Origin of the sequence: Bacillus cereus group sp. BfR-BA-01316 (assembly GCF_022664195.1) — a bacterium.
Lineage (GTDB): Bacteria > Bacillota > Bacilli > Bacillales > Bacillaceae_G > Bacillus_A.
Window position 1 is genome coordinate 20,050 of the sequence record NZ_JAKUGX010000027.1, and the last position, 25,994, is coordinate 46,043.

The window sequence follows — 25,994 nt, forward strand, 5'->3', positions numbered from 1 at the left end:
AAAATGGCAAAATACTGCTACATACAAAAAATAAGTAACATTTTTAAATATAGCATTTATAAAGAAAAAGGTAAAACAATACTTACTTATTTATAAGTTTTTCTGCCGGTGAAATATATTAACTTCTCAACGGACAATCCAATCAAAAAAGAACTTGCGAAAATCGCAAGTTCTTCTAAAAATTAAGCGCTCTGGTTTCCTTCCATTTGCGTTTTGTACATATCGTAATAACGCCCGCGCTTTTTCATTAATTCATCATGGGAACCTTTTTCCAAAATCGTTCCTCTATCGAGCACAATAATTTGATCAGCGCTTTTAATTGTTGAAAGACGATGAGCGATAATAAACGTCGTTCGTCCTTTTTTCACAACTTCTAGCGCTTGTTGAATCATCGCTTCTGTTTCTGTATCAATACTGGAAGTCGCTTCATCTAAAATTAAAATCGCCGGATCAAAAGCAAGTGCCCTGGCAAACGATATAAGCTGACGTTCTCCGGTTGAAAGTGTACTTCCTTTCTCCGTAATTTCTTCATCTAAATTGTTTGCAAACCTTTCAGCACCAACATCACGTAACGCCTTTACGATGCGATCTTTTGAAATTTCTTCATTTTCTAAGCTTACATTGGATGCCACTGTCCCGCTAAATAAAAACGGATCTTGCAATACAATTCCCATATGTTCACGTGTTGCTTGTTTCGGCATCTCTGTTACATCGTGACCATCAATCGTAAGCTTCCCTTTTTGAAATTCATAAAATTGAAAGAGCACATTCATAATGGAACTTTTTCCTGATCCAGTATGGCCAACAAGTGCCACTGTCTCCCCTTGTTTCGCTTCAAAAGAAATATTTTTTAACACTTCATCTTTTCCATTGTAAGAAAACGAAACATTATCGAATTTCACATTTCCGGTTAAGCGAGGCATACGTTCTTCTTCTACTGCCTCTCCCTTTTCCTCTAGCAATTCAAAGACACGCTCTGATGCAACACGCGATTGCTCTAAGTTAGCAAGTTGGTTCACCATATTCGTAATTGGCGAGAATAGCCTCGTTAAATAATCGACGAAAGCATAAAGTATCCCGAGTGAAACGATGCCCGAAGCGCTTAATGAAGCACCACCGAAATACCAAATTACACCTGTAAAAGCGATGTTTCTTAATACAGACACTAAATTATGCGAAGTTGCTGCATTTAAATTTAAAATTTTATTTTGATATTTAAAATAATCGCCATTGAGCTCTTCAAATTCCTTCTTCGTTTCACGCTCTTGACGAAATGCTTGAATAATTGGCATCCCTTGAATCGATTCATTCACTGTTCCGTTAATATCCGATAAACGCGAACGCATTTTATGATTGTATACAGACGCATACTTTCTATACATAATCGCCCAAACAATTAAAATCGGGATAATTAATAAACAGAACATCGCGAGTTTCACATCGAGTAAGAATAGAGCAGCGAAAATCCCGATAATATAAATAATGCTAGAGACGAATGTCGCAAGTACTGTTACATATAAGTCACGAATCGCCTCTGTATCATTCGTTACACGCGAAACAATTTTCCCTGCTGGTAAATGGTCAAAATAACGAATTGGCAACGTTTGAATATGGGAAAAGACGTCTTCCCTCATAATTTGAATAATTTTGTTTGCCGCCTTCTGTAAGAAGAACTGCTTTCCGTATGCAAATAATGATACGACTACTAATAAAGCGAAATAACCACCGCCAAGTAATAGTAAACGATTTATTTCCGGTTTATAAAACGCAAATACTTCTTCTTTCGTTAAGGCTTTCACTTTATACACTTGCACTGCCTTACCACTTTTTACTGTAACTACATCACCCTTAACAGTACGAGTTCCTTCAAGCGTTATTTTATTCGGCACAAAATAGTACTGAAAACCAACTTGAATCACTCGGACTTCTTTCCCTTTTTTCTCACCTTGTTCAAAGCGATCACTTCGCTTATAAAAGGCGCCATTATATGAAACTGCATCCTCACTCTTTTCTGTTTCATACCAAGGTCTCTCTATTCCAACGATATGCTCATCAATCATCGTTTTTGCGACGAAAGGACCCGCGAGCTCAGCAATAACAAAAACAAATAGCATCGCCATCGCTGCAAAGATCGGCCCCTTCACTTTCATCGCATATTGAAACAACCGTTTTGAAACACTCATATTTTCACCCCGCTATCCGCACTTTCACTTTCACTTTCACCTTGCTGTCTGTCGAACTGCTCAGCATACCAGCCCCCATTTCGAACGAGCGCTTCATGCGAACCTTCTTCAATAACCTCACCGTTATCCATAACGAGAATCCAATCAGCATGCTGCACCGCTGATAAACGATGCGTCGTTATAATCGTCGTCTTCCCGCTTCTTTCTGTTCGTATATTTTCAATAATTGCTGCTTCTGTGCGAGCATCAACAGCTGATAAAGAATCGTCCAAAATTAAAATTTCCGGATTTTGAATAACAGCCCTCGCAATAGAAATCCTTTGCTTTTGCCCACCTGATAAAGAAACACCTTTCTCTCCAACAAGCGTTTCTAAACCTTCTGGTAAAAACTCTAAATCCTTTTTAAACGCAGCTATTTCAATCGCTTTTTCAAGTTCTTCTTCAGTCGCTTCTCTGTTTCCAAATAAAATATTTTCTTTCGCTGTTTTTGAGAACAAAATGTGTTCTTGAGGTACATACCCAATCCAGCCAAGTACGTTATCATTCGTAATTTTATCTAGCTTCACATCAGAAACCGCAATATCCCCTTCCCCAAGTGGATATTGACGAAGAAGTTGACGAACGAGCGTCGTTTTCCCGCTTCCTGTTTTCCCAACAACTCCAAGTGTGTCTCCTTGTTTTAATGAGAACGAAACATTTTTTAAATTTGTTTCAATTGATGAAGGATATGAAAAAGTAACGTTATCAAACTGAATGTAATCTGGCTCTTGTACAACCTTTGGATCTTTCGGATTCTTTACATCTGGCTCATAAGCTAACGTTTCATTTACACGATCTAACGAAGCATTTCCTCTTTGCATAACATTAATCAATTCACCAATTGCAAACATCGGCCAAATCATCATCCCTAAATAGACGTTAAAAGAAACGAGCTCACCGAGTGTCACCTTTGATTGAAATACGAGATATGCACCGTACACTAAACCAATTAAATAACTAAGACCGACGAGCATTTTCACAGTTGGCTGGAATAATGCATCGATTCTTGCTACTCTCATATTTTTCTCGTATACGTCATCTCCTAAATGATGAAACCTTTCTTGATCAGCGTTCTCCTGTACGTACGCACGAATAACGCGTACACCCGCAATTGATTCAAGCACTTTATCATTCATATCCCCGAACGCATCTTGCGCGACTGTAAATCTTTCATGCAATTTCTTTCCGTATATATTCATTGCAAACGCCATAATCGGAAGCGGTATAAGCGCAGCAAATGTTAACTGCCAACTAATTGAAAAGCCCATCATACAAACGATTGTAAGCATATATAGACTAGAATCAACGAGCGTTAATATACCAAAACCAGCTGTCATGGAGATTGCTTTTAAATCATTTGTCGCTCTCGCCATTAAATCGCCAGTACGATTTTTTTGATAAAACGTCGGTGTCATCTTAAGTAAATGCCCCATAAATTTTGAACGCATCGTTTTCTCAAGTACGAATGCACCGCCAAATAGTTGGTGCTGCCAAATGAAAGTAAGCACGTACCCACCAATCGTTACCCCAAGTAAAATAAAAATATATTGCATAATCGCCTCGTTCGTTAAGGCTCCTGTTTTAATATTATCAATTGTAATTCCTAACACTTTCGGAGGAATTACCTCTATCACGTTTACAATTAAAAGTACCCCAATTGCGATACTATACCTTTTCCAATGCTCCCTAAAAAACCAGCTTAACTTTAGTAATACTGAAAACAATGTAACCTCTCCTTTCTCGTTCTCATTTGACCCTCATTTTTTATCCGCTATCCAAATCCATCACATTTACATTTCGTAAGCCATACAATTTCTTCACATTTTTCCGCCTTCCAAATTCTTACTTTTTATAGTAACTACGAAAACAGGGAAGATAAACAAAAAAAAGCATACCGCCGCTTGACGATATGCAATAGAATGCATAAAAGCGTACGTTACGATATACGCAACGTACGCTTCTCATAAGACACAAAGGTCCTATATATCCGCACGGGTTGCGTAATGATATGAATGTTTTCCGCCATTTAACAGAGCTAAGCCCATTACATTTACGATTACAATCATTACGCACACCCCCTTCATTTATTTTCCATTTATAATCTTACAACTTTATTGAGTATTCTGTCAATTGTTTTTTTCCCTTTAGAATAAAATAATCTTTTATCACAAAAAATGAAAGTGATGCATTCTACTTATAATTCAGTTTGAAATAAGGGAATCTTCTGTAAGAAAGGGCATACAAAATAAAAAAATAGTAAGAAATCGTTTTCACAAACATTTCATTTGAAAAATATTATCAAACCACCTACAATCACCTTATACTCACTCTTACAAGTTGCTATTTTAGGAGGACTAATCATGACAACTAGCAATACGTACAAATTTTATTTAAACGGAGAATGGAGAGAAAGCTCTTCTGGTCAAACAATCGACATTCCATCTCCATACTTACACGAAGTAATTGGGCAAGTACAAGCAATTACTCGCGGAGAAGTGGATGAAGCAATTGCATCTGCAAAAGAAGCTCAAAAATCATGGGCTGAAGCTTCTCTACAAGATCGTGCAAAATATTTATATAAATGGGCTGATGAGCTCGTAAATATGCAAGATGAAATTGCCGATATCATTATGAAAGAAGTCGGTAAAGGATATAAAGATGCGCAAAAAGAAGTCGTTCGTACAGCTGACTTAATTCGTTACACAGTTGACGAAGCACTTCACATGCACGGTGAAAGCATGATGGGTGATAGCTTCCCTGGTGGATCTAAATCTAAACTTGCGATTATCCAACGCGCACCACTTGGTGTTGTATTAGCAATCGCACCGTTTAACTACCCAGTAAACTTATCTGCTGCAAAACTTGCACCAGCACTTATTATGGGTAACGCTGTTATCTTCAAACCAGCAACTCAAGGTGCTATTAGCGGTATTAAAATGGTTGAAGCACTTCATAAAGCGGGCCTTCCAAAAGGTCTTGTAAACGTAGCTACAGGACGCGGTTCTGTAATTGGTGACTACTTAGTAGAACATCCTGGCGTAAATATGGTATCGTTCACAGGTGGTACAAATACAGGTAAACATTTAGCGAAAAAAGCTGCGATGATTCCACTTGTATTAGAACTTGGTGGTAAAGATCCTGGTATCGTTTGTGAAGATGCAGACTTACAAGAAGCTGCAAAGCATATCGTAAGCGGTGCATTCTCTTACTCAGGTCAACGTTGTACAGCTATTAAACGTGTACTTGTACACGAAAATGTAGCAGACGAACTAGCTGGCTTATTAAAAGAGCAAGTGGCTGAACTATCAGTTGGATCTCCAGAACAAAACAGCACAATCGTTCCATTAATCGACGACAAATCTGCTGACTTCGTTCAAGGTTTAATTGACGATGCTGCTGAAAAAGGTGCAACAATCGTTATCGGTAACAAACGTGAGCGTAACTTAATTTACCCAACATTAATCGACAACGTAACAGAAGAAATGAAAGTTGCTTGGGAAGAGCCATTTGGCCCAATCCTTCCAATCATCCGTGTTTCTTCTGACGAACAAGCGATTGAAATTGCTAACAAATCAGAGTTTGGCTTGCAAGCAAGTGTCTTCACGAAAGACATTAACAAAGCATTTGCAATTGCTAACAAAATCGACACTGGTTCTGTTCAAATTAACGGACGCACAGAGCGCGGTCCTGACCACTTCCCATTCATCGGTGTAAAAGGTTCAGGTATGGGCGCACAAGGTATTCGTAAGAGCCTTGAGTCTATGACTCGTCAAAAAGTAACTGTATTAAACTTAGTTTAATCTTATATTCAGCAGCTGATCTAATATTTAGGTCAGCTGCTTTTTAAATTTCCGAAACACTTGTGTATTATGAAGCGGCTTAAATCCTACAGGACCTAATAACGAACTCTTCTCTATAATCTGATTATTACTATATCCATTGACGTATAAAAATACATTTGTTACTCTTAAACATGTTAATTTAATACATAAATCCTCATTCGTATCTCGGTGAGGTAGAGGTTGCAATCATTAAGAGTATCATTTCAGGAGATGTAGTGGCATTGATGAATGAATGAGAAAGGAATGGTTGCCGAAGTAAGACGTGCCCACCATGCGCGCTTGCTGGGTCTGCATTTAATAAGTGCAGAACTGTCACAAACGTTTCGTTTGTGGAGAGCTATCGAGAGGTATGTCGTGGGTTTCTTATAAGATAGAAAGCATGTAGCGGCAAATTACGTGCTTTTTTTGTTTTGTTTGGAACTTCTCTTCCCTAGCAGGAAGACATACATATCTCCTCGCTTGACTTGGTTATACTAACTTTGGAGGTATTTTCTATGCAACAAAAAAAATGGGGCTTTTGGGTACTAACAGCTTTCGTTGTCGGTAACATGGTTGGCGCTGGTATTTTCATGGTGCCAAGTACGTTGGCACAAACAGCTAGCCCTCTCGGTGTCACTTTAGCTTGGTTAACAACAGGGTTTGGTGTTTTAATGCTAGCTCTTGTTTTCGGTAATTTAGCAATTCGTCGTCCTGATTTAACGACAGGACCACAAAGTCATGCATATGCTTTATTCTCATCACCAAAAAAGAAAAAAATGGCTGGTTTCAGCATGGTGTGGGGATATTGGGTAGCAAATTGGGCAAGTAACGTTGCCATTATCACATCTTTCGCGGGATATTTATCACTCTTCTTCCCAATTATGAAAGATACGCGTCTATTGTTTTCAATTGGCTCTTTCAATATAGAAGTTGGAAAACTAATTACATTTACTATTTGTTCTGTCTTACTATGGGGCACACATTTAATTTTAACAAACGGTGTAAGCGGAGCTGGGAAGCTAAACTTCTTAGCAACGACAACGAAAGTGACTGGATTCCTTCTATTCATCGTCGTTACTTTATTTGCATTCGAAGCTTCAAAGTTTGGACAATGGTACACACCAATGATCGATAAAGAAGGCGTATCACACGGCCTCCTTTCACAAGTAAATTTAGCGGCTCTTACAACGCTTTGGGCATTTATCGGGATTGAATCAGCCGTTCTTTTATCAAACCGAGCTACCTCCCCAAAAACGGTAAAACGCGCCACTGTTGCAGGATTACTTATCACAGTTGCAATTTACTTAGGAATTACAATTTTAACAATGGGTGTACTTCACGTTGATAAATTACAAGCTTCTGAACGTCCATTAGCAGACGCATTAAACGCTGCAATGGGTCACGGCGGCGGGAAACTTATGGCATTACTTGCTCTTACTTCCCTATTCGGTTCAATATTAGGCTGGATTTTATTAAGCTCAGAAGTACCTTATCAAGCAGCCAAAGAAGGTTTCTTCCCTTCCTTCTTTACAAAAACAAATAAAAAAGGAAGTCCAATTTACTCATTACGATTAACAAACATTATGTCGCAAGTATTCTTATTCTCAACACTATCTGGAACCATTGCGGAAGCTTATACATTCGTTATTACAGTATCAACTTTAGCCTACCTCATTCCATATCTCGTTTCACCAATCTTCCAGTTAAAACTGGTCGCAACTGGTGAAACTTATAAAAATGAGTTACGGGCAAGAATTATAGATGGCGTGGTCGCAGTCATTGCAATTTGCTATGCTTTATGGGTTATTAAAACAGGCGCGTCCGATATAAAAACATTCCTTCTCGGAATTGGTTTATTCGTAATCGGCTTTGCCTTCTATCCATTAATGAATCGTGATCAGAAAAAAAATAACGAAAAGAAAGACGAGCAAATTGCGTAACGCAATTTGCTCGTTTTTTGCTTAATAAAACATATATAATAGAAAAAAGAGGTGAAAAACATGTCAATCGAATCACTATGGAGCTCTCGCTTTCAACAACATATTCAAAATGCCATCACATACTTTGCACGTATGATTAACGGTTTGCTATATAGCTTCATCTTCGTCTCATGTGTAGGTGCATATTATTACGCAAAGTTTCTTAAAACGGATCCTTCTAAAGGAATATCTTTATTACTCATCACGATCGTACTTACACTCATTATAACGAGATGCCAAGTTCGCACATTTATTCAAAAACCTGACGCTGTCTATTTACTAGCACTAGAAGAGAAATTAACATCTTATTTCAAAAAATCTCTTCTATATAATTACATCATTCAGCTTTTCCCGCTTGTATTTACGTTCCTTATTATCGTACCGCTTGCTATGCAATCATTACAATTGACTGTACCTTTCTTATGTACAATCTTTATCGTTTTAATGATTTTAAAGGGCTGGAACATATACATACATTGGATATGGCGTGATAGTCATGAAAAAAACATATGGCTTATAGTGCGCATTACTTGTAATGCACTTATCATTTACATGCTATTTTCTGTTGCAAATATTATTGTGCTAGGCGGCTTACTATTACTTCTTTCCTTCCTACTTCTATATACAAAAAAACAGCCTACAAAGCGCATACCGTGGGAATACATAATCGAACAAGAAGAAAAAATGGACATACGCTTTTATCAATTCGCTAGCATCTTCACCGATGTTCCGCAGCTAAAAAAACAAGTAAACGGCAGAAAATGGCTTACAAATTGGATCGAACCTTTACTACATAAAAAACAAGCTACTTTCTTCTATTTACATACACTATCGTTTTTACGTGGGAATGATTATTTCGGTATATATATTCGCTTAGGGTTAATCGGTTCTTTCATCCTATATTTCGTACCGAATATATACGTAAAAGGCGCTATCGCTTACTGCGTCCTATATATGATCTCTATGCAGCTTCGTTCGCTGTGGAAGTATTTTTCGGGAAATATTATCGTGGCATTGTATCCGATTGCCACTGAAGAAAGAATGAATCAATTTCTTAGCTTAATTTTCACATTACTAAGTATTCAACTCATTGTATTTTCAGTTGTTATACTCATTGCTACAGGACAATTACTACATAGTTTGATCATTGCAGTCATTGGGATGCTCTGGATTAAATTTATTATCGTACCGAAAACGAAGAAGAGGATTTCTTCTTTATAGTTCAAATATCTGTTCACTATAACATGTTTTCTTTTTGGCCATATAGTGCCGGTTGATTTTTCATATCTGCTTGTTATACTATAAGTATAGAAATTGATTACAAGTATTATATCGCTTTATTTCGTATAAAATAAAAGAAAAGATGCGCTAACATCTCTTCCAGTAACTGTTACCGCAAGGTGGTCGGTTGCTAAAATTTATTTCTTTCGTTTAGAACCGCCCTTACGCTTGCAGGCCTTAGGGGCGGTTCTTTTGTTAGATTTATTGCTAATTTTTTTGACTAGCTCATTTGCACAAGCAGCCGCTAACACCGTAAAAAATACTTTTACAGCATCGTGCAATAAAAGAAGTAAAGAATCCATTCGGTCACCTCCTTTCTCTCTAAAATTAGAGAAAGGATTGCAACCTCCCGCCCTCACAATATACAGTTACTTTTATTTTATCATGTCCATATAAACCTACCAATAGAAAAAACTTCACTATTAAAATGTTAATAATTGATTATAAATAGCCTCATTTACATATATTTAAACTTACAAGTAATTCCCTTAAAATATCGCATCAATTTAGAAGTAACTTAATATTACTTTAAATCCACATCAAAAAGAGGCTGCGCACAACAGCCTCTTTTCTCGCCCTAAAATTTCTTATCACTTTTCGTAGGCATTTCTCATATAGTGAAAATGACTATACGATTCCTATCCATAAGTTAAATAATGATTTCGCACATATAAAGTGAAACTTTAATCGGTGGGGGTTTTGTCCATCCCCCACTGATTATTAGCCTTCACCAATCGGGCAGTTATCTCCCACCTAACTTCCTCGCATTCGCCGAATTTTGTGGTGGGAGTCTTACTGCCCGCAAATAGCGGGATAAATAAAAAAGATGGGAGCTCTATTATGAACAACAATCCGCCTTCAACGCCCCAAAACAACTCAGAAGAAAATAGCCGTGACATTAAATTGCAAACATTACGGGTCATTGGACTCATCGTCCTTATTAGTGGTTATATCCTTGTCGCTCTCTCAGAAGTAGGTGAGCTGAAAAACTTATTAACAAATCCAATTGCCACTCCAAATTTAGCTGAAGTTGATCCGTTTTAGAAGCTATCTAAAAAGCGAGTCCCAGCATAACCGGTTCGCTTTTTAGATAACTTTATCCAATCTGAGAAACTCCTTTCTCATCCTCATACTTCTCTTTTCCGATCGCCTTCATAAATAATAAAATACTGCTCATACCAACGATAAAATACAGCGCACTCATTCCCCAAGAGGCAATAAATGAACCTAACATAATCCCTAATGCACCGTTCATTTTCGCCATTTGAAAGACCATTCCGTTAATCGCCATATATGAACCTCTCGCCTCATTTGGCACCATATCCGCCATAATAGATTGGCGAACCGGTACATACATCATCTCTCCTACTGTTTGGAAAAGCCCCGCAATTAATAAAATCCATAAGCTATTGCTCGTTCCAAGTATGGTAAATCCAATTGTATAAATAAATAAGCCTACATATAAGATCTTTAAATCGTTGAAGCTCTTCAACATTTTAATAACAAGCGCCGAAAATAATACAATTAAAATTGTATTCTCTGTAGATATCCAGCTCAGCATTCGAATACCTGTTAAATCAAACGTAAAACCATTTCCAAAGAAAAAGTGAATCGTTTCAAATTCCTTCTGTAAACGTACCCCTAAATAATTATTAATTTGAAATTCTAACGATAATGTACATATACTTGCTGCACAAAAAATTAAAAACGCTCGGTCTTTCATAACAACTTTATAACTATCCGCCATATCTTTTAATACATTTTTCTTCTCTACTGTTTTTCGAGAAACATACACTTCTTCCATATATACAGCCATCACATATAAAGTAATGATCGCAACAGTCGTTAATACGATAAACAATTGTAAGCGATAGTTTTCAAATAGTAATCCGCCAAATATTGCTCCAATCGCAATCGATAAGTTAATAGCCCAGTAGTTAATGCTGTACATCACCTTTCGATTTTCAGGTGTACTCACATCTATTAACATCGCCTCGGTCGCTGGATTCATAAGTCCAGATCCTAAACTGTTCACGAGCATAAACAAAAACGTTAACCACGGTGAATCTACATAGTCTGAGTTCGCAATTCCCATACAAGCAATGGAAATGACTTGTATACTTTGGCCGATAATCATCACCTTTTTACGACCGAGTCGATCTCCAACATACCCACCGTATAAACCAATTATTAATGAAGCTATTACATTAATTAGTAGTAAAGCACCAGCAACCGCACTACCTAACTTTATTGAAAAATAAATTGCCATAAATGGAAAAATCATCGTTGATACAGCTCTTGTTAAAAATGATGTTATAATTCTAATTTTTATATTTCGATGCATACTCCAAAACCCCATCGTTTTCCCCCTCCTTATGCTTATTCATTTTACTTTGAAAAAGAGGAAGAAAAAGGTTAGAATATTCTAAAGAGTTTCCCCTTTTATCCCGCTATTTGCGGGCAGTAAGACCCCTACCTCAAAATTCAGCGAAAGCAAAGCAGTTAGGCGGGGGTCGGGCTGCCCGTAAAAGCCCGATTGGTGAAGGCTAATAATCAGTGGGGGATGAAGAAAACCCCCACTGATTAAAGCTTCACTTTATAAAGAAGGAAGTGTACACGTATGAAGATTATGGACTATTACATTCGTTTAAGGTTACATTCACAAGATCAGCAACATATGCGAAATAGCTTACAAGAATTAGCAGATATTTTATATTGCAGTACGAAAAACGTTAAAATTTTATTAAAGAAAATGAGTGAGGAGCAATTAATTCGCTGGACTCCAGGGCGAGGCCGCGGGAATAAAACTGAAATTATATTTGTACATAGTTTCGTAGAAGCAATTGAATCCTATACAGATGAACTGTTAGCGCAAGAAAAATTAAAAGATGTCTTTCTTCTTTTAAAAGAGCCCCTTCCTCTTGCACTTCAAAAAAAGATAGAAAATAAACTACATCATCATTTCGGCTATGAACCTTCAAGTGATATGTATGACATATTAAAGATCCCTATATCAAGAAAGATATTTCCATTAGACCCGGCTTTTACGGCTGTAACAACAGAGGGTCATCTTATTAGCCAAATTTTTGATACATTAGTCATTTATAACGATATTACAGAAAAAATGGAACCGCACATTGCTCATACGTGGGAATTAAGTCAGGATCAACTTACGTGGACGTTTTATTTACGAAAAGATATACATTTTCATAATGAAACTCTTTTAACTTCTAAAGATGTTCAATTTTCATTTGAAAGATTGCAGCAAGTTCATTCTCCTTACGCATGGTTAACAGAAGAAATTGTCCAAATTGAAACACCGTCACCACTACAAGTACGATTTCATTTAGCAAAACCCAACGTTTTTTTCTTACATTATATGAGTTCCATGCAACTCGCGATTTTACCACATGATGCGAGTATCCAAAATCATCACTACATAGGAACGGGACCTTTTAAACTTGCTCATTACTCTGAAGACAATATCATACTTGAAGCTTTCACCCATTATTTTAAAGAGCGAGCTCTACTAGACCGTATTGAGTTTTGGCGTATTCCAGACCACGTGAAAATAGATTCTGATTATGAACTACCAAATGAAAAGGAAAACGAAAGACACGATATACAAATAGAAGAAATAGGTTGCATCTATGCTGGCTTCAACTTTAAGAAAACCGGTCCCCATCACGATATTTACTTTCGTAAAGCTTGGAGAGAAATATATGATGTTGAAACAATACTTCGTAACATAGAAGGAAGACGAACAATTGCTGCATCAAGCTTTTTCCCTGAAAGAAGCCGCCAAGCTCAGGGAAGATCCTATTCTTTAGAAAAGGCAAAAGAGTATTTAAAAAAGAGCACATACAATGGAGAAACGATACATATTTACTTCTTCGCATTTAAAGATAGTGCAAATGACGCAGTCTTCCTAAAGAAACGTTGCGACCGTTTAGGCATACAAGTAGAGCTTCATCCATTTCTTGTTTCAGATTATATGGACTGTTCTATTGATAAACATGCCGATATCATTTTAATGGGAGAAGTGTTTGCCGCCGAGCATGAAATTGCATTCTTAAATGTATTTAAAAATAAAAGTTGTTTTATAAGTCGATTCATGGATCCGCACTATGAAAAACAAATTAATTGTTTGCTAGATACATTTTTATTAGAAGAAAATAAAGAAAAGCGCTATGAGCTCATGTATGAAATTGAAGAGTTTTTACAAGCCGAACACATCATTTTATTTAACTATCACGTTTTAAAAAGAAAAACATATCCTTCTTCTTTAAAAAACGTAACAATTGATTCATTCGGTTGGGCGAATTTTGCGAAGTTATGGATACAGCCATCCCCGCATTAAAATGTAATGGGGGATAAAAGGAGAAGAACTATGAGAAGAAACATAGAAAGAAGGCTTTCCTATTTATACACAGGTGAGTTATTTTCAGTCATTACTTTTATTTTTACAAGTTACTTAATTAATTATGCTTATCCTACATTATATTTATATTCCCTATATTCTTTTTGGGTCTCATTTCTTCTTTTAGAGTTTCTCTTACTACAAGGAACGGTTTACTGGTATGTAAAGTGGAAAAGACTAAAAAAAGAAAAAACATCTGTTACGCCTATTTGGATCATTCAATATTTAAAAGGACTAAAAAAGATAAATATAGGATTGATTATCACAGGACTTGGTATGTTTATTATTGATTTTTTAATTTGGTATCCCCATTTACCTTTAGGCGGGCTATCATTCGCCCTATTTATTTATATTTTTGCATTATTTGAGTATATTAACTATTATCATATTCAGCTTTCATATGATAACACCTCTGATATTAAATATTTGATAAAATCAAAAAAACTAAAACAGTCCTGTATGAGTAAAGATTTTCAACGTATTTCATAAAGTGAAACTATAATCAGTGGGGATTTTCTTCATCCCCCACTGATTATTAGCCTTCACCAATCGGGCGTTTACGGGCAGCCCGACTCCCACCTAACCTCTTTGCTCCAGCCGAATTTTGAGGTGGGAGTTTTACTGCCCACAAATAGCGGGATAAAATATTAGATTTCACTTATGAAGACTTTAAGCCAATAAGAATTAAGTAATTTTTATGAATGCAAGAGAAGGTACTACATCCCTAGTAGTACCTTCTTTTACATGTTTAAAGATGAACCCTCTACGCATAGAGATGCAAACTATTATTTAATTACTTCATCCAAATGATCTTTCAAGTTCAATAAATACTGCTCAATATCCGGATTCTTCACCACATCATAGCAAGCAAAACTCTTTAGCGGGCTCATACCGAGAAACTTCTGCACACGATGTAAATGACTAAGCGCTGATTCTAAACTTTCTCCTTCAAAGAACTTCGTCTTATCTCCGAATGCTTTTTCAGGTGCGTTCCAAGTTGTAGAAAACATATACTGCTTCTCTTTTAGTAAACCACCTGTTCCATATTCATCCGCACCTTTAAAGAACAAGCCATATTTATATACTTCATCCATATACGTTTTAAATAATCCAGGAACACTAAACCAGTAAATTGGTGTTTGATAAATTACAACATCGGCCCATAAAAACTTATCTTGTTCTTCTTTAATATTGTATCCATCTTGAATCGTTATTGTTTTCACATGATGATTCTCGCTTAATACAGTTACCATATAATCAACTAACGTCCTATTTAATCGTCCTTCTTTCGTACCGTATTTTTCATGTCCATTTATAATAAAAATATTTCCCATCGCTTTTCTCTCCCCTATATGATCTACTCTTCAGCTATTAAGCCCAGTTGCTGCTTCAGCGTAAGATTATCTTCTAAATGCCAATCTTCCATTATCTTTCCGTCTTTCACATGCAAAATATCAATTGCAAAAAAACTAATTTTTTTATCATTATGAGTTCCTGTAAAAGAAAGACGAGCTGTTACTTTATCACCAACCACTAATAAATCTTCAACTTCACAATGTATGTCTGGAACTACTTTACGAAAGTTTCGCGCCGCAAGCTTTAATCCTTCAGTGCCTTGTGGTCGACCTTTCGGCAGTGTGTTATCGAAAAAATTTTCAGTAACCGTCTGCGGAATAAGTTCCTCTCTACCTGTATCCCAAAATGCATAAAAGCGCTGGGCTGCATGAACCATTTCTGTCGCTTCTTTTTTGCTTAGCGAAGGATCGATTGTCATTGTTTTTGGCTTCGGCATTTCCTTCAATAATTGGATTTCGGTTTTTTGTTCCCCACTACACGCTACAAGCACAATACAAATGACAAAAAAACTAAGTAACGCAAATAACCTTTTCATACCTATGGAAATCACCTCCTCCTCATACAAACCCTTTGTATTTCGTATTGCTATTGTATATGCATTAACTTCCTTTATGGAAGTAGTGATATTTTTTTCATATAGTTACCAAAAAGATAGTTTTGTGATACTATAAAGCAAATTCATTCAAAAAATTTTTATGGAGGCTATTTCCATGACCAATATAGATCCAGTTATATTAACGAAAGGTTTACCTGGCATCCCATGTCCTATCGCTAAAACTCTTGACGTAATTAGTACAAAATGGACATTTTTAATCATTCGCGACCTTCTTATCGAAGGAACATTACGTTTTAGTGATTTACAAAAATCAATGGACGGGATTAGTCCGAAAACATTATCACTTCGACTAAAAGAATTAGAAGCACAAGGCATAATAACGAGAAAAGTGTATCCAGAAGTTCCGCCTCGTGTAGAGTACACATTAACGGATAAAGGAAAGCAATTAGAGGGGATATTTATTGAATTAAAGCGGTTTGGATTAAGTTTGTAAAACAAAAACCCCTTACAATGGTAAGGGGTTTTATTACTTCGCGAAACTTTCAGCTAACTGTTTCTCTCTCCACATAAATGTAATGCCGAGGCCAACTATTAAAACAACACCTGAGAAAGCATATGGATAATGAATATTTATATCAAATAATATTCCGCCCATCGCTGGTCCTGCGATATTTCCTAAACTCGTATACGTTGAGTTCATACCAGCAACAAACCCTTGCTCTTTCCCAGCTGCTTTTGATAAAAACGTCGTTAAAGCTGGACGAAGTAAGTCAAATGCTAGGAAAATAAAACAAGTAACAAGAAGCACGCTCCAATAATTAAAGACGATAGTTGAAACAAACGCTAACACAGCTCCTACAATTAAACATAATTGAATTAACACTTTCTCACCTAATATGTCTACCAATTTCCCAAACATAAATACTTGTACAACTACTCCAAAAATTGAGCTAATCGTAATAATTGCAGCAATATCTTTCGGTGTGAAACCAAATTTATGATCAGAAAACAGACTAAACACAGTTTCATATGCCGATAAACCGAAAGCGAGTACAAATACGATGATAAATGCTATAGCGTACATTGGATTTAAAGATTTCTTTAAATCTCCGATAAAACTCGATTCTTTCGTATTAGTAGCAATCTCTGCAAGCTCCTCTTTCGTTAACGGCTCTTTCAAAATAAAGACGGAAATCACACACGCTATAAAGGCAATAACTGCCGCTACAAAGAACGGTACACGTATACCATATTCTGCAATAAACCCGCCGATTCCAGGCCCTATAATAAATCCGGTACTAATAGCCGCTGAAAGATATCCCATCGCCTTTGGACGTTCTTGAATAGAGGTAATATCAGCAACATATGCCGTAACACCCGGCATAATAAACGCAGCACTAATTCCGCCTAACACCCTCGCTGCATAAAGCATCCACACATCTTTTCCTAATCCAAAAAGAAGCTCTGAAACACCAAAAATAAATAATCCAATGATTATCATTTTCTTCCTACCGTAAAGATCGACCCAACGACCCGTAATAGGTGAAGTAATAAGCTGAGCCATTGCAAATACTGCAACTAGATAGCCCATCGTCTTTCCTGTTAAATTCATATCATTCATAAAGGATGGCATAACCGGAATGATTAATCCAATCCCTAAAAAAGCGATAAATATATTACTCAAAAGAATGATCAATACCATCTTTTGTTCTTTTATCGGTTTCTTCAATTTTTAACACCTCTTCCCGTAAGTTCCTCTCAAAAATAATACCCAAGAAGCTTTCTCTTTATCCCGCCATTCGTGGGCTCATAATGAGTGAAGATGTCCCCACTCATTAAAAGTTTCACTCTATCCTTCAACACATGCATAAGTACAAACTGAATGATTATCATTCAGTTTTTCACAGAAATGAACCTACCTTTTTCAGACAGGTTCACCTAACTGTTTATATTTTTATATGTAGTGCATGTGTTAAAAAATCTAGTACTTCTGCCTTTTGTAGCTCGACTTGCTCATCATCTTTATGATCATATAAATAAACTTGTTCCGCTGCTGATTCAACAAGAGCGATAAATAACTTTGCTGTTCTTTCTGCGTGAACCGAATCGCGAATTTCACCATCTTCTTTTGCAGCACTTAAAAATTCACTTAGCCATATATAAAGAGGCTCATATACAGCTTCCCATTCTTTTATATGTTCAGTAGATGCAAGGCCCGCATACATTAATGCTTGTATTTCACGATATTCAGCTATAAAGTTAAACACTGCATCTATTACCTGCTCAACTTTACTTGAAAAAGGTGCATCGTTCTGTACTTTTTCTTTCACTGCAAGTATCATCTTCTCAACCATCACTTCTGCTATTGCAGGCATAACAGATAACTTAGAAGGAAAATATAAATAGAAAGTTCCTTGCGCAATGCCAGCCAATTTCACGATATCAGAAATCTTCGTTTTTTCAACGCCCTTTTCCTGAAATACTTCAATAGCTGCATAGACAATTTTTTCTTTTTTATTCATCATCTAAACCCTTTCACACGCGTATTGAATGACTGTCACTCATTTTATAAAATAACTAGCTGTACTGTCAATTATAGTGCACTTTTCATAATAAAAATCTCCCAACAAATCGTTAGGAGATTCAACTTTAATATCATTTTCTTATGAAAGAGCCTTTAATCCCGTCACTCCACATACGATAAGAGCTACACTAATAATACGAGCTTTACTTTTCGATTCTCCAAACAGGAACATGTTTAATAACACTGCTCCTGCAGTCCCAATGCCAATCCAAACCGCATAAGCCACACTTACTTGTAAGAACAAGAAAGATGTGTATAAAAATGCGAAGGAAGTTGCAAATCCACCTATATAAATCGTTCCATTTGCTAACGTCTTATCTTTACTATACATTTTAAGGCCTATCACACCGACTATTTCACTAATTGCAGCACAAAATACGAAAATCCAACCCATTTTTAAGCAGCTCCTTCCATAGTTTCTTCCACAGTTTCTTCTTTATTATCAGCCAATTTTAAACCGATAACGCCCGCTACGACCATCACGATAAAGAATAGTTTTCCTACACTGAAACTGCCGCCGAAAAGGAATACATCCATTAGGAAAGTACCTACCGTACCAGCTCCGGCAAACACAGCATATACAGTCCCTGTTGCAAGATGTTCGCACGCTTTAGAAAGAAAATGAAAATCAACAGCGATAACTCCTACAATAATGGCCCAATGCCACCAAGTATGAGCTGTATTAAAACCAAACACCCAAAAGACTTCAAAAATACATGTTAATATGACATATAACCAAGCTTTATTTTTCATATCTCTCACCTTTTGTTACTGACTGACCGTCAGTCATTTTTAATTCAAAAAATATAATCTCACGCTAACTACTATTTTAAAAAATAATATCATCCTCATTTATCCTTATATTTGTTCCGTTATTAAGCTAACTACATATAAAAGTTGCTTATCTACACCCTTCCACAGAAAAAAATGACTGAATGTCATTCATAAATATTCTACATGACCAATTGATAAAGTGTCAACACCCGGATTCTATTAACCCAAAAATATTTTAAATTTCTTAAATTCACATGTATATTTCTTAATAATCTGGCAATAATGGTAGTAACAAAATATTTTCTCCATTCCCCCTTGGAGAGATCCCTTAAAAAGAGCAGTTAGCTTTTGCTAGCTGCTCTTTTTAATTTGTCCGCACACTATGATGAAATACTCATAGATCAAATCCATTTTTCATCACGTAATAAGAAACGGAGGATTTTTTAATCTATTTATTTTCCAACGAGGCTTTGTATGCAATAATTTTATTTTCAAGCATATTCTCTGTAACTTCTAAGTTTTCTCTTTGAGTTTGAATAGATTTTTTATGATCTTCTAAAAGTTGTAACCGAGCTTCGGTTGTATGCTCACCTTCAGTATATAATCTAGCGTATTCTCTTATTTTTGCTATCGGCATTTGTGTTTGTTTTAATTTCATTACAAACTGCAACCACTTTATATGTGACTCTTCATACAATCTATTCCCATTTGCATCGCGATTTGCAATTAATATATTCTCCTTTTCATAATAACGTAATGTATGTGTGCTCACTCCTAATAATTTAGCTACCTCGCTAATTGTGTACATAATCATACTCCCTCCGCACGCCATTTACTCTCATATATTTTACTGCCTTATCCAAATTATCCCGCATTAACGAGCAGTAAAACTCCCACCTCAAAATTCGGCTGGAGCAAAGAAGCAAGGTGGGAGATCAACTGCCCGTAAACGCCCGATTGGTGAGGGCTAATAATCAGTGGGGGATGAACACCCCCCCCACTGATTAAAGTTTCACTTTATAAAAAACATTTGACTTAGAGTATACTCTAACAAATACAATCTAACCATAATAAATTAATTTGAATTTAGGAGGCTTTTATATGAAATATACTGTTATTACTGGTGCTAGTTCAGGAATTGGCTATGAATCAGCTTTAGCCTTTGCATCTCGCGGAAAAAACTTAATACTTGTAGCTCGAAGACAAGCAGAATTAGAAGAATTGAAATTGAAAATTAACGAAATGAATCCGGAATTGGATGTTGTCATTCGAAGAACTGATTTATCCGTCACTGAAGAAGTTTATAAATTTTATGAAAGTCTACAAAGTTTTCAAATTGAAACGTGGATTAACAACGCAGGTTTTGGTAATTTCGCCTCAATTGCTGAACAAAATTTAAACAAGATAGAAACGATGTTGCATGTAAATATAGAAGCACTAACAATACTATCTTCCCTTTTCGTTCGAGATTATTCAATGACCGAAGGAACACAGCTTATTAACGTTTCATCAGGCGGTGGATACACGATTGTTGCCAATGCTGTTACGTACTGTGCTACGAAATTTTATGTAAGTGCATTTACAGAAGGACTATCTCACGAACTGAAAGAACAAGGTGCAAAACTACAAGCAAAAGTTTTAGCTCCTGGTGCAACTGAAACAGAATTTGCACAGCGTTCATTTAATATTGATGAGTTTCAATATGATGGTGTTGTACCGAAATTTCATACTGCAAAACAAATGGCACAATTTATGCTCGACCTTTATGATAACGATAAAGTTGTAGGACTTGTCGATGGTTCTACGTATAACTATGAACTTAGAGATCCACTTTATAATTTTGCCGTGAGAAAAACGAATTCAAATTCCTAATACCATCTCATTTTGTATTAAAATATAGATGCCCACTATTATTTGAATAATAGTGGGTGATTTTTCTCTAAAATTTCATCCAACATACCGAACCATCGCCACCTCATCACAATAATCAACCTTTGGACAATGTCTACAATCAATCCATACTTTCTCTGGCAATGCTTCTTTATTTACAAAATCAAATCCACACTTTTGAAAAAATACTGTTTCATACGTTAAGGAAATCACTCTTTTTACATTTATTTTCGTAGCTTCCTCCATCACATGATTTACGAGCATACGCCCTATCCCTTTTCCTGCATATGTATGCGAAACTACTAGCGATCGTATTTCTGCAAGGTCTTCTCCTAATACATGCAATCCAGCAACTCCAACAATTTTCCCGTCTTCTTTCACAACGTGTAAACATTGTAAATATTGATAGAGAGACAGAATAGACCGCGGTAAAACAACTCCCTCTTTTGCATACATTTCAATGAGATTATAAATTTCTTTCACATCACTTGTAACCGCATTAAAGATTTCCATATTATATCCCCTTACCTAGTACCATAATATTTATAAGACTAAATGAATATTAATACATAATTTCATATAATAATACATCTCTCTTTTCTCTCCGTCAATCACTTTTCTGAATTTTTCACAAACAAAAACCAAGCAATCTAATCAATGCTTGGTTCCTCATTTCGTATCGGCAATACCGTCGAATATTTAATTTCACGCAGTGCTAAACTCGTCTGTATACGTGTAATACCAAGCTTATTCAGCTTTCTAATAAAATGCTCCAGTTCCTTACGATCACGATTTGCAACTTTTAATAAATAATCATACTCTCCTGTTAAACAGTGACATTCTAGCACTTCAGGCATAGATTCTAATTCTCGTTCTAACACTTCAAGCTTTTCATACTGATGAATATTCGTGCTCATAAAAATAAAGCAAAGTAAATCAAAACCTAGCTTTTCTTGATTTAAAATTGCTACTTGCTTATCAATGAATCCTTCCCCGTCTAATCTTTTTATTCTTGCATGCATCGCAGCTGGTGATAAATTAACGCGGCGTGCTAACTCTGCATTACTTACTTGTGACTCTTTCTGCAATATATCTAAAATTTTCACATCCAAATTATCAAGCACTTTAATAACAGATGACTCCATCAAAATTCCTCCTTTTTTCTTACCGATGATTATTCGAAGAAACATCCCATAACTTATATAAAACTGAATATTTTTCTTCGAATAAGATTTCTAACAAAACATTTTATCGAGTTTTAACCATTATACAAAAGAATATATTAGATAATAAAGAAAAATGCTAAAATTATTTACAGTTCATTCTTATTTCAAAAAAGGGGTTTTTAGCATGCCTTATTTTTATGTCTTTTTATTATTATTAACGAGCTTATTATGGGGAGGAAATTTTGTTGTTGGGAAATCACTCGTCGATCATGCATCTCCGATGACACTGACAAGTTTAAGATGGATAATTGCGATCATTTGTTTATTACCAATGGTATGGTTTAAAGAGAAGAAAATCATTCCACCACGCTCTGCAATACTTCCGTTAATACTTATGGGAATTTCAGGAGTCGTTCTTTTTAACATTTTTCAATTTTTAGCACTAGAAAAAACATCCGCAACGAATGTAGGTCTTATTTCTACATTGAACGCTATTTCGATTGCATTATTTTCTGTGTTATTTCTAAAAGAAAAAGTAAATACACTTCAAATTCTTTCTATGATTCTTTCATTTTCCGGGGTCATCCTTGTTCTTTTGAAAGGAAATTTCGCTCTATTGTTTTCACTACATTTTAATAGCGGCGATTTATGGATGATTGCGGCTGTTTGTATTTGGGGCATTTATTCTGTTTGTAGTAAATGGGCGACAAAAACAGTTACACCACTAATGGCGACGTTATATTCTGGCATTTTTGGCGTCATTTTATTGCTTCCATTTAACATAGGCAACTTCACTGTTTCCAATATTAATTCTTCCTTCATAACATCACTTTTATATACAGGATTGATTTCAACGGTCCTTTGTATGGTATTTTGGAACATTGGTGTACAGAAATTAGGAGCTACTACATCGGGTATTTTTCTAAATTTCAATCCGATTTTTACAGCTATCCTAGCCTTTATTTTCCTCGGAGAAGAACTAACATGGATTCAAATTTTCGGGACAATTATCGTCGTGACAGGATGTTATTTATTTTCTCATTTTAAAACCGTTGCTTCGCAGCCAACTGGAGCTTTAGTGCGAAAGCATTCTTAATGAAAAAACATCGCCACCAGAGTGGCGATGTTTTTTATTTACCTTTCATTTCTTTCACATACTGTTTTTCTTCTTCTGGCGATAAGCGTTCTGTTGCCTTTCCGGTATCACCACCTTGAATTTCCCACAAAAAGTTATGCTCCTCAACCGTTTGTGAAAAGTCTCCTTTCTCCCAACGCTCCAAGGTAGAAAGTAGCTTTGATTTATATTTAAAATTAGTACTGCTTTCTACTGCGTTCTTCGCACTACTAATTTCCTTATTTGTCATTTCGATAAATCCCCATTTCTCAGAGGATTTCACTTTTTGATGTACCATCCTATGCATTGTAGAAATAATTTCATCTTCACTAACTTGTGGCTTCTCTTCCTTTACTTTCTTCTCCTGTTGATCCATTACTTTTTGTACTTTAAGGCTCTTCTCCTCCTCCTCTATATAATTAAGAAATTTAGTAACACCGAATAAAGCCCCCATCACAATTACAATCATTGTAATTGTCCCTATTATCCATTTTTTCATATTATGTACTCCCCATTCCCCCTAATAATTACATAAACAAATGGAATCGCCTGCACATAGTCGATTCCATTTGTTTCCTTATTTTAAGCCTTCATCGCTTCTCGTACAATATAACTATCCACATACTGCTTAAACTTCACGATTTTTCCGTTCTCAAGTTTCCATACGTGAACAAAGTCTGCTTCAAAGGATTTTCCCGTCTCTTTATAAACTCCTGAGTAAACACCTTCAGCAATGATTACATCTTTTCCGTTTACTTCATGGTACGTATTTACACTCGCTTTATAATTATCCCATTCTGATCCTAAACGGCTAAATACATTTTCCATTATTGCTTCTACACCAATATACGTTCCACCGTACGGAAAACCGGCTGCCTCTGTCCACTCTACTTTTTCAGAGAGAGCTTCCGCTAAATGTTTTGTATTTGAAGAAGATGGTCCTTCATATGTGCTTCGAATAATTTCTAAATTTGATTTAAGCATGTTACTTCCTCCTGCTTTCATATTCCTTTAAACTTTACACAAGGTGTAATCAGAATAGTTACATCTTGTGTAAAAAAATATCGGTATCATTTTATACCTAACTAACTTGATGTAATCATTATAGTTACATCAAGTCGTCAAGTCAACACTTAAAAAATGAAATTTACTTCGTTTTCATTACTCTCTCTTTTAAGAAACGATCTACATATCCTTCTGCTTTTACAACGAATAAATACGCACCCATTGATAATAAAGCAAGATCTAATTCATATCCCGGATTCTTTCCATCTCCTAATAACCCTGCTGCTCCATTTACCTTTACGATAGCTCCAGCCAAAATAAGAGCGAATAACAATCCTACATATCGTACACCTAAACCGATAATTAATAATATACCACCTACTAATTCAACTGTTGCTACGCCGTATGCAAGACCACCTGGTAAGCCGATACTTGTAAACCATCCTGCTACGTTATCGATACCTGATTGAAACTTTGCTAAACCGTGTGCAAAAAACGTAACTCCTAACACGATACGAATAATTAAATTACCAATATATTGATTCATTTTGAACTCTCCTTTTTTTGTTTTGTTATGATGAACATTTATTCACAAGACAAAACAATACGGTATTTCTCTTCATTCGTCAAACACTTTTTTGAAAGAAAACAAAAAACATTATCCGTTTTACGAATAATGTCTTTTACAAAATAGTGCTAATTCAAGCTTTCGCTCTATTACTTAGAATAAGTTGAAATTTTTCCCCAGCACCTATATAAGACAATAAAGACACATCTTCTTCAATCACCATTCCAACAACATTCACTCTCTCATCTTCAGGTAAATCATTTATAACAATTTGCATTTCACCAGCATATCTACCGTACAATTCATTATCGATTGTAATACTGCCCCGTTTTCTTGAAATTGTATTCATCGGTTGTAATACAACTTTATTTTCTTCACGCGATTCTACAGAGCGAATTACATCACGTGCTGGATCAAGCCGGTTCGTATGCACTCTTTCTATCAATTGTACAGTGTCGCTATCATTTATAAATGATTGATATCGCACCGGAATAATCCCATTACTCGCCATCGCGATTTCTTGTACCCTTTCTAGACTCGCGCTTATGTCTCCAATTAGCACTTTATCGACGGCACACTCTTGAACAAGTTCTAAATACGCCTCAAGCGGCCGCATATTGCGGTGCTTTTCTAACGTTGGTAAACCTCCATATAAAGGACCTCGTTTTTCATCATCTCCCGGAATAAATGCCATCGTTTTTATTCCGCAATCATGTAAATACTTATTTTGTTTTTGTAAAAACGACTTTGCTAGTCCTGTTTCTGGACGCGGATAAAAATTATGCCACGCTTCTACACGATCTACTCGTATATTTTCCGCAAGTAACTCTTTCCAAAATGATTCTGTAATCGTACTCGCGTTTAAAGCCACTTTCATTTTATGAGATACGAGCGCAATTTCTTTTGGTGCAATACCGTAATCCATTCGCAAACCAGTAATGCCCCACTCTACTAACTCTTCCACATTTTCATACGTTATTCCTAAATGGTTTAACGATTTTGGAAAGACATCAACCATTAATTCCATTTCATTTTCGAGAGCTTGTTTCCCAAGTATTTGAATTAACTCCTTATACGTATTCGGATCATCTTCTGGAATGTGAAGAGATGTAAAAATAGATGAAAATCCGTTTTCTTTCGCTATTTTTAACCATGCTTCTTGTTTCTCTACTCGCTCTTTTGAAAGATAAATTGAAACTCCTATCATATAAATCTCCCTCTCTATTAATAGAAAAAGAGAAAGGAAACCCCTTTCTCT

26 protein-coding genes and 1 riboswitch are annotated in these 25,994 nt (G+C 36.0%); of the genes, 9 read left to right on the forward strand and 17 right to left on the reverse strand.

What is annotated here, in order from left to right:
• Positions 1–182: 182 nt before the first annotated feature.
• Both MR071_RS18665 and MR071_RS18670 read right to left on the reverse strand, forming a co-directional pair.
• Complete coding sequence (locus MR071_RS18665; RefSeq protein WP_242237477.1) at positions 183–2,183, reverse strand: ABC transporter ATP-binding protein; 2,001 nt, start codon at positions 2,181–2,183, stop codon at positions 183–185.
• Positions 2,180–3,946, reverse strand: coding sequence for an ABC transporter ATP-binding protein (locus MR071_RS18670; protein WP_242237480.1), 1,767 nt, complete (start codon positions 3,944–3,946; stop codon positions 2,180–2,182). The genes MR071_RS18665 and MR071_RS18670 overlap by 4 nt, the downstream gene beginning before the upstream one ends.
• A 636-nt stretch (positions 3,947–4,582) precedes the next feature.
• Between MR071_RS18670 and gapN the strand changes: the two genes are divergently transcribed.
• The 3 genes from gapN to MR071_RS18685 all read left to right on the forward strand — a co-directional run bounded on the left by gapN (position 4,583) and on the right by MR071_RS18685 (position 9,243).
• On the forward strand, positions 4,583–6,022 hold the full coding sequence (gene gapN, locus MR071_RS18675) for an NADP-dependent glyceraldehyde-3-phosphate dehydrogenase (RefSeq protein ID WP_105585763.1): 1,440 nt from the start codon (positions 4,583–4,585) through the stop codon (positions 6,020–6,022).
• 208 nt (positions 6,023–6,230) lie between these two features.
• Positions 6,231–6,412: riboswitch (Lysine riboswitch) on the forward strand.
• Positions 6,413–6,558: 146 nt separating this feature from the next.
• Positions 6,559–7,983, forward strand: coding sequence for an amino acid permease (locus tag MR071_RS18680; RefSeq protein WP_002201634.1), 1,425 nt, complete (start codon positions 6,559–6,561; stop codon positions 7,981–7,983).
• Between the two features lie 60 nt (positions 7,984–8,043).
• A complete protein-coding gene (locus MR071_RS18685; protein WP_105585764.1) occupies positions 8,044–9,243 on the forward strand; it encodes an ABC transporter permease in 1,200 nt (399 codons plus the stop codon).
• A 197-nt stretch (positions 9,244–9,440) separates the two neighbouring features.
• On the opposite strand, the gene MR071_RS18690 is transcribed toward MR071_RS18685, so the two are convergent.
• Positions 9,441–9,605, reverse strand: a complete 165-nt coding sequence (locus tag MR071_RS18690; protein ID WP_181149497.1) for a hypothetical protein — start codon at positions 9,603–9,605, stop codon at positions 9,441–9,443.
• A gap of 538 nt (positions 9,606–10,143) precedes the next feature.
• Here MR071_RS18690 and MR071_RS18695 point away from each other — a divergent pair.
• Positions 10,144–10,347 carry a hypothetical protein gene (locus MR071_RS18695; protein WP_242237483.1) on the forward strand — a complete coding sequence of 68 codons (204 nt, stop codon included), beginning with the start codon at positions 10,144–10,146 and terminating at the stop codon, positions 10,345–10,347.
• 52 nt (positions 10,348–10,399) lie between these two features.
• Here the strand turns inward: MR071_RS18695 and MR071_RS18700 are convergent, their stop codons facing one another.
• Positions 10,400–11,662, reverse strand: a complete 1,263-nt coding sequence (locus MR071_RS18700) for an MDR family MFS transporter (RefSeq protein ID WP_242237486.1) — start codon at positions 11,660–11,662, stop codon at positions 10,400–10,402.
• A gap of 261 nt (positions 11,663–11,923) precedes the next feature.
• Between MR071_RS18700 and MR071_RS18705 the strand changes: the two genes are divergently transcribed.
• The gene (locus MR071_RS18705; RefSeq protein WP_242237489.1) at positions 11,924–13,663 is read left to right on the forward strand and encodes an SgrR family transcriptional regulator; all 1,740 of its coding nucleotides are present in this window, start codon (positions 11,924–11,926) and stop codon (positions 13,661–13,663) included.
• A 30-nt stretch (positions 13,664–13,693) separates the two neighbouring features.
• The gene (locus MR071_RS18710) at positions 13,694–14,212 is read left to right on the forward strand and encodes a general stress protein (protein WP_242237492.1); all 519 of its coding nucleotides are present in this window, start codon (positions 13,694–13,696) and stop codon (positions 14,210–14,212) included.
• A gap of 296 nt (positions 14,213–14,508) precedes the next feature.
• Here the strand turns inward: MR071_RS18710 and MR071_RS18715 are convergent, their stop codons facing one another.
• Entirely contained in the window at positions 14,509–15,057 is a 549-nt protein-coding gene (locus MR071_RS18715) for an NAD(P)H-dependent oxidoreductase (RefSeq protein WP_105585769.1), read from the reverse strand.
• Positions 15,058–15,080: 23 nt separating this feature from the next.
• Entirely contained in the window at positions 15,081–15,620 is a 540-nt protein-coding gene (locus tag MR071_RS18720) for an ester cyclase (RefSeq protein ID WP_242237550.1), read from the reverse strand.
• A gap of 169 nt (positions 15,621–15,789) precedes the next feature.
• Between MR071_RS18720 and MR071_RS18725 the strand changes: the two genes are divergently transcribed.
• Positions 15,790–16,128 carry a winged helix-turn-helix transcriptional regulator gene (locus MR071_RS18725; RefSeq protein WP_002114903.1) on the forward strand — a complete coding sequence of 113 codons (339 nt, stop codon included), beginning with the start codon at positions 15,790–15,792 and terminating at the stop codon, positions 16,126–16,128.
• 33 nt (positions 16,129–16,161) lie between these two features.
• Here the strand turns inward: MR071_RS18725 and MR071_RS18730 are convergent, their stop codons facing one another.
• The 5 genes from MR071_RS18730 to MR071_RS18750 form a co-directional block, all read right to left on the reverse strand.
• Entirely contained in the window at positions 16,162–17,364 is a 1,203-nt protein-coding gene (locus tag MR071_RS18730) for an MFS transporter (protein WP_105585771.1), read from the reverse strand.
• 217 nt (positions 17,365–17,581) lie between these two features.
• A complete protein-coding gene (locus MR071_RS18735) occupies positions 17,582–18,160 on the reverse strand; it encodes a TetR/AcrR family transcriptional regulator (protein ID WP_105585772.1) in 579 nt (192 codons plus the stop codon).
• 138 nt (positions 18,161–18,298) lie between these two features.
• A complete protein-coding gene (locus MR071_RS18740) occupies positions 18,299–18,613 on the reverse strand; it encodes a DMT family transporter (protein WP_105585773.1) in 315 nt (104 codons plus the stop codon).
• Between the two features lie 2 nt (positions 18,614–18,615).
• Entirely contained in the window at positions 18,616–18,972 is a 357-nt protein-coding gene (locus MR071_RS18745) for a DMT family transporter (protein ID WP_105585774.1), read from the reverse strand.
• A 469-nt stretch (positions 18,973–19,441) separates the two neighbouring features.
• Positions 19,442–19,801 (reverse strand): MerR family transcriptional regulator, encoded by a 360-nt coding sequence (locus MR071_RS18750; protein WP_105585775.1) that lies wholly within the window; start codon positions 19,799–19,801, stop codon positions 19,442–19,444.
• Between the two features lie 293 nt (positions 19,802–20,094).
• Between MR071_RS18750 and MR071_RS18755 the strand changes: the two genes are divergently transcribed.
• On the forward strand, positions 20,095–20,865 hold the full coding sequence (locus MR071_RS18755) for an SDR family NAD(P)-dependent oxidoreductase (protein WP_002150348.1): 771 nt from the start codon (positions 20,095–20,097) through the stop codon (positions 20,863–20,865).
• A gap of 75 nt (positions 20,866–20,940) precedes the next feature.
• Here the strand turns inward: MR071_RS18755 and MR071_RS18760 are convergent, their stop codons facing one another.
• Together MR071_RS18760 and MR071_RS18765 are read right to left on the reverse strand one after the other, a co-directional pair.
• Positions 20,941–21,396 carry an N-acetyltransferase gene (locus MR071_RS18760; RefSeq protein ID WP_105585777.1) on the reverse strand — a complete coding sequence of 152 codons (456 nt, stop codon included), beginning with the start codon at positions 21,394–21,396 and terminating at the stop codon, positions 20,941–20,943.
• Between the two features lie 137 nt (positions 21,397–21,533).
• Positions 21,534–22,028, reverse strand: a complete 495-nt coding sequence (locus MR071_RS18765) for an Lrp/AsnC family transcriptional regulator (RefSeq protein WP_242237494.1) — start codon at positions 22,026–22,028, stop codon at positions 21,534–21,536.
• A gap of 205 nt (positions 22,029–22,233) precedes the next feature.
• Between MR071_RS18765 and MR071_RS18770 the strand changes: the two genes are divergently transcribed.
• On the forward strand, positions 22,234–23,145 hold the full coding sequence (locus MR071_RS18770; protein WP_105585779.1) for a DMT family transporter: 912 nt from the start codon (positions 22,234–22,236) through the stop codon (positions 23,143–23,145).
• A gap of 34 nt (positions 23,146–23,179) precedes the next feature.
• On the opposite strand, the gene MR071_RS18775 is transcribed toward MR071_RS18770, so the two are convergent.
• From MR071_RS18775 to MR071_RS18790, 4 genes are all read right to left on the reverse strand, one after another.
• Entirely contained in the window at positions 23,180–23,662 is a 483-nt protein-coding gene (locus MR071_RS18775) for a PRK06770 family protein (protein WP_105585780.1), read from the reverse strand.
• A gap of 83 nt (positions 23,663–23,745) precedes the next feature.
• Positions 23,746–24,147, reverse strand: coding sequence for a nuclear transport factor 2 family protein (locus MR071_RS18780; RefSeq protein WP_242237497.1), 402 nt, complete (start codon positions 24,145–24,147; stop codon positions 23,746–23,748).
• A 163-nt stretch (positions 24,148–24,310) separates the two neighbouring features.
• Positions 24,311–24,715, reverse strand: a complete 405-nt coding sequence (locus tag MR071_RS18785) for a DoxX family protein (RefSeq protein ID WP_105585782.1) — start codon at positions 24,713–24,715, stop codon at positions 24,311–24,313.
• 154 nt (positions 24,716–24,869) lie between these two features.
• Positions 24,870–25,943, reverse strand: coding sequence for a DUF871 domain-containing protein (locus tag MR071_RS18790; RefSeq protein WP_242237500.1), 1,074 nt, complete (start codon positions 25,941–25,943; stop codon positions 24,870–24,872).
• Positions 25,944–25,994 lie beyond the last annotated feature (51 nt).

What these genes read in the sequence shown, in the direction of transcription:
- MR071_RS18665 (WP_242237477.1), bottom strand. Translation starts at nt 2,183, where the DNA reads ATGAGTGTTTCAAAACGGTTGTTTCAATATGCGATGAAAGTGAAGGGG.
- gapN (WP_105585763.1), top strand. Translation starts at nt 4,583, where the DNA reads ATGACAACTAGCAATACGTACAAATTTTATTTAAACGGAGAATGGAGA.
- MR071_RS18680 (WP_002201634.1), top strand. Translation starts at nt 6,559, where the DNA reads ATGCAACAAAAAAAATGGGGCTTTTGGGTACTAACAGCTTTCGTTGTC.
- MR071_RS18685 (WP_105585764.1), top strand. Translation starts at nt 8,044, where the DNA reads ATGTCAATCGAATCACTATGGAGCTCTCGCTTTCAACAACATATTCAA.
- MR071_RS18690 (WP_181149497.1), bottom strand. Translation starts at nt 9,605, where the DNA reads ATGGATTCTTTACTTCTTTTATTGCACGATGCTGTAAAAGTATTTTTT.
- MR071_RS18695 (WP_242237483.1), top strand. Translation starts at nt 10,144, where the DNA reads ATGAACAACAATCCGCCTTCAACGCCCCAAAACAACTCAGAAGAAAAT.
- MR071_RS18700 (WP_242237486.1), bottom strand. Translation starts at nt 11,662, where the DNA reads ATGGGGTTTTGGAGTATGCATCGAAATATAAAAATTAGAATTATAACA.
- MR071_RS18705 (WP_242237489.1), top strand. Translation starts at nt 11,924, where the DNA reads ATGAAGATTATGGACTATTACATTCGTTTAAGGTTACATTCACAAGAT.
- MR071_RS18710 (WP_242237492.1), top strand. Translation starts at nt 13,694, where the DNA reads ATGAGAAGAAACATAGAAAGAAGGCTTTCCTATTTATACACAGGTGAG.
- MR071_RS18715 (WP_105585769.1), bottom strand. Translation starts at nt 15,057, where the DNA reads ATGGGAAATATTTTTATTATAAATGGACATGAAAAATACGGTACGAAA.
- MR071_RS18725 (WP_002114903.1), top strand. Translation starts at nt 15,790, where the DNA reads ATGACCAATATAGATCCAGTTATATTAACGAAAGGTTTACCTGGCATC.
- MR071_RS18735 (WP_105585772.1), bottom strand. Translation starts at nt 18,160, where the DNA reads ATGATGAATAAAAAAGAAAAAATTGTCTATGCAGCTATTGAAGTATTT.
- MR071_RS18740 (WP_105585773.1), bottom strand. Translation starts at nt 18,613, where the DNA reads ATGGGTTGGATTTTCGTATTTTGTGCTGCAATTAGTGAAATAGTCGGT.
- MR071_RS18745 (WP_105585774.1), bottom strand. Translation starts at nt 18,972, where the DNA reads ATGAAAAATAAAGCTTGGTTATATGTCATATTAACATGTATTTTTGAA.
- MR071_RS18750 (WP_105585775.1), bottom strand. Translation starts at nt 19,801, where the DNA reads ATGTACACAATTAGCGAGGTAGCTAAATTATTAGGAGTGAGCACACAT.
- MR071_RS18755 (WP_002150348.1), top strand. Translation starts at nt 20,095, where the DNA reads ATGAAATATACTGTTATTACTGGTGCTAGTTCAGGAATTGGCTATGAA.
- MR071_RS18760 (WP_105585777.1), bottom strand. Translation starts at nt 21,396, where the DNA reads ATGGAAATCTTTAATGCGGTTACAAGTGATGTGAAAGAAATTTATAAT.
- MR071_RS18765 (WP_242237494.1), bottom strand. Translation starts at nt 22,028, where the DNA reads ATGGAGTCATCTGTTATTAAAGTGCTTGATAATTTGGATGTGAAAATT.
- MR071_RS18770 (WP_105585779.1), top strand. Translation starts at nt 22,234, where the DNA reads ATGCCTTATTTTTATGTCTTTTTATTATTATTAACGAGCTTATTATGG.
- MR071_RS18775 (WP_105585780.1), bottom strand. Translation starts at nt 23,662, where the DNA reads ATGAAAAAATGGATAATAGGGACAATTACAATGATTGTAATTGTGATG.
- MR071_RS18780 (WP_242237497.1), bottom strand. Translation starts at nt 24,147, where the DNA reads ATGCTTAAATCAAATTTAGAAATTATTCGAAGCACATATGAAGGACCA.
- MR071_RS18785 (WP_105585782.1), bottom strand. Translation starts at nt 24,715, where the DNA reads ATGAATCAATATATTGGTAATTTAATTATTCGTATCGTGTTAGGAGTT.
- MR071_RS18790 (WP_242237500.1), bottom strand. Translation starts at nt 25,943, where the DNA reads ATGATAGGAGTTTCAATTTATCTTTCAAAAGAGCGAGTAGAGAAACAA.